This is a genomic window from Ferriphaselus sp. R-1, from assembly GCF_000746095.1.
In the GTDB taxonomy this organism is placed as follows: Bacteria; Pseudomonadota; Gammaproteobacteria; order Burkholderiales; family Gallionellaceae; genus Ferriphaselus.
This window is the reverse complement of record NZ_JQKP01000024.1, coordinates 1-2,776: the sequence shown is the minus strand read 5'-3', so window position 1 is coordinate 2,776 and position 2,776 is coordinate 1. Positions and strand designations below refer to the sequence as shown.

Genomic DNA, 2,776 nt, shown 5'->3' with positions numbered 1-2,776 from the left:
AGCTGGTTGGCTTGGCGCGCGTTGTCCGCGTTCTGCTTCACCGTGGAAGTCAGCTCTTCCATGCTCGATGCGGTCTCCTCCAGACTGGAGGCTTGCTCTTCGGTCCGCTGCGACAGGTCGGTGTTGCCGGAAGCGATCTCTTTCGAGGCGGTGTTGATGGTCTCGGCGGCTTCCTTGATCCGGCTGATCGTCTCGGTGAGCTGCGCCACCGTGGCATTCGAATCTTCCTTCAAGCGACCGAACGTCCCCTGATAGTCGCCGCTGATCGTCTCTGTCAGGTCACCCTTGGCCAGCGCGCCAAGCACACGCACCACTTCATCCAGACTGCGCGACGTGGTCTCCAACAAACGGTTCATCTCCTCCGCCAGTTTCAGGAAGAACCCCTCCTTGCCGTTGATCTCGATGTGTTGACTGAAGTCACCCTGCGCCGCCGATTCGATGATGGCCGCGATCTCACGCTCCACCGCCACTTCGGTGGTCCGATCCGTCCATTGCGTCACCCGCCCCAGATAGGTACGTTGGGCATCATAGATGGGGCAGGGTTGCAAGCGCATCTCACGCCCCCCCATAGGCACATCGAAGGTCTTGGGCGCATCCAGCGGGGCCGCATAAGCCGTACGCAACTCTTCGCTCTCGAAGAACATCCCCACCCGCTTGCCCATGATCCCTTGCTCGGTGAAATCCGGGAACCGTCGCGACATCTCGGCTTGCATCTTGCGAATCTGCACACCCATGGCTTCATTGAAATAGATCACTTCGTTGCGATCATCGGAAACCGTCACACAAGAGGACACCGAGTCCAGTGCCATCTTGATGCGCAGCGCATCCGCCGCCTTCTGCTCGGCCTGCGTGAGCGTAAATCCCGTCTGGATCTGCATCGACTTGAAGGCGTGGAGTAACTGACCCAGCTCATCCGCACGCCCCTCAGCATCGATGTGGTGTGCCAGGTCGCCATTACCCACAGCAGCAGCGGCACGTGTCGCCTTCTTCACCGGCAGCAGTATGTTTCTGACCATGAGATAGGCCAACAGCGCGCCCAAAAAGATAGCCACCAGGACCATAACCAGCATGTCCCGGTTACCCTCGCCTATCCGCTGCTCGATCATGGCAGTACGTTCCTGGCCCTCGACCCCGATGCCTTCGTCCAGGATATCCAGCCCGGCAGCGATCTGTTTGTCCGCCCCCTTGACGCTGCCATCGATCTCGTTGATGCCTTTGTTCAGCCCCTTCAGGCGGGCGACCTCTTCGATGGCCTGCAGATACAGCATTCGTCCCTCTGCCACCCGCGACAAGGCCGATGTCTCAGCCTCGGTGAGTCCGGGGACAGACTTGAAATCCTCGACCGTCTTGCCCAGAGCAGTCATGTCGGCCACGAACTTTTCCTTGTAGTCTCCGCCTCGGATCAGGTAGTTCTTGAAGTGATGGATACCATCGCCCAGTTCGATACGTGCGTGGTCCATCAGCACGCGCTTCTTGGAAACCTTGGCGCGATAGTCATGCCAATGCTCACCAAACTCCTGCATGCTGAGGTACGACATGCCCCCGGTGAACGCCAGCAAGACCAATATCGCGGAGAAGGCAGCCGTCAACCGTCGCGCCATGCTCCAATGGCTGAACCAGGTGACCAGACTGTCGACCATACCATGCTTGACGACCTTTCCCTCCCGGATACCCAAGCCCCTGGCCTGCCCCTCACGAAACTTGCGATACGCACTCTCCGCCTGCGCCACTTGTTCTCGGGTCGGCTTGCTGCGCACCGACATGTACCCGCTGATCTGGCCGTCCTTGCGCAAAGGCGTGACATTGGCCAAGACCCAGTAGTAATCACCGTTCTTGCGCCTGTTCTTGACCACGCCGGTCCAGGTCTTTCCGAGCTTGAGCTGCTTCCACATATCCTCGAACGCCTCGACCGGCATATCGGGGTGACGGACCAAGTTGTGCGGCTGCCCAATCAGTTCGTTCTCCAGATAGCCGCTCGCCTCCACGAAGTTGCGTTCGCAAAAGGTGATCACTCCGCGAGTATCGGTCCCGGACACCAGCATGGCATCTTCCGGCAGGACATATTCATTGTTCGTGACAGGCATATTCGTACGCATCTTGTGCTCCCTACGGGGTTCTTTTTTCGATTACGGTATTAAAACTCTTGCCACTCATCAGCCTGGGCGGTCAACTTGGCCGGCGGCTGCTTGCTCTCGATGCGCGCCTGAAGCAATTTGATCGCCCGTATCGTTTGATTGGAAAGCTGGAAGAACTCGCCTCCCAACTTGCGCGTAGCCTCTTCCTGATGATGGTCATGGACAGACTGCACGATGTCGCCCACGCAGCGGTGGAATGCCGCGTGAGACTCTTTCAGCCCGCCGTATTCGGGTAGTGCTGCATGTGCCCTGGCTGATCCGTATAGCCATTTGCCCAGATCACATTTGTCATCACAAGACACCTTGGCGACTTCAAGCTGCTCACTGCTCTTGCCCTGAACATACTCGACCAACCTCGCCTTCCACTTGATATGGGCGTTCACTGCATCGCCGAAGGAGAAGCTGCCGGGATCGGTAACCGTGGCAGCGGGGCCCGCCAGCCGCTGGGTAGGCGCGGGAGTGCGCCCCGTTCCCCGCCCCAGATTGAACACAGCCATCATCATGCTCAGTTGCCGGGCCTGTTCTTCCATGGACTCGGCGGCGGCGGCCGCCTCTTCCACCAGAGCCGCGTTCTGCTGCGTCACGTCATCCATCTGGCTGATCGCCCGGTTGACCTGCTCGATACCCGCACTCTGTTCTGC

General features: G+C 59.1%; 2 protein-coding genes. Both read right to left on the bottom strand.

Features of this window, described 5'->3' with window-relative positions:
• A partial coding sequence (locus DM08_RS10860; RefSeq protein WP_035384686.1) for a methyl-accepting chemotaxis protein occupies positions 1-2,096 on the bottom strand: 2,096 nt, incomplete at its 3' end.
• A gap of 38 nt (positions 2,097-2,134) precedes the next feature.
• The coding region (locus DM08_RS10855; RefSeq protein ID WP_035384685.1) for a CZB domain-containing protein at positions 2,135-2,776 on the bottom strand (642 nt) is incomplete at its 5' end.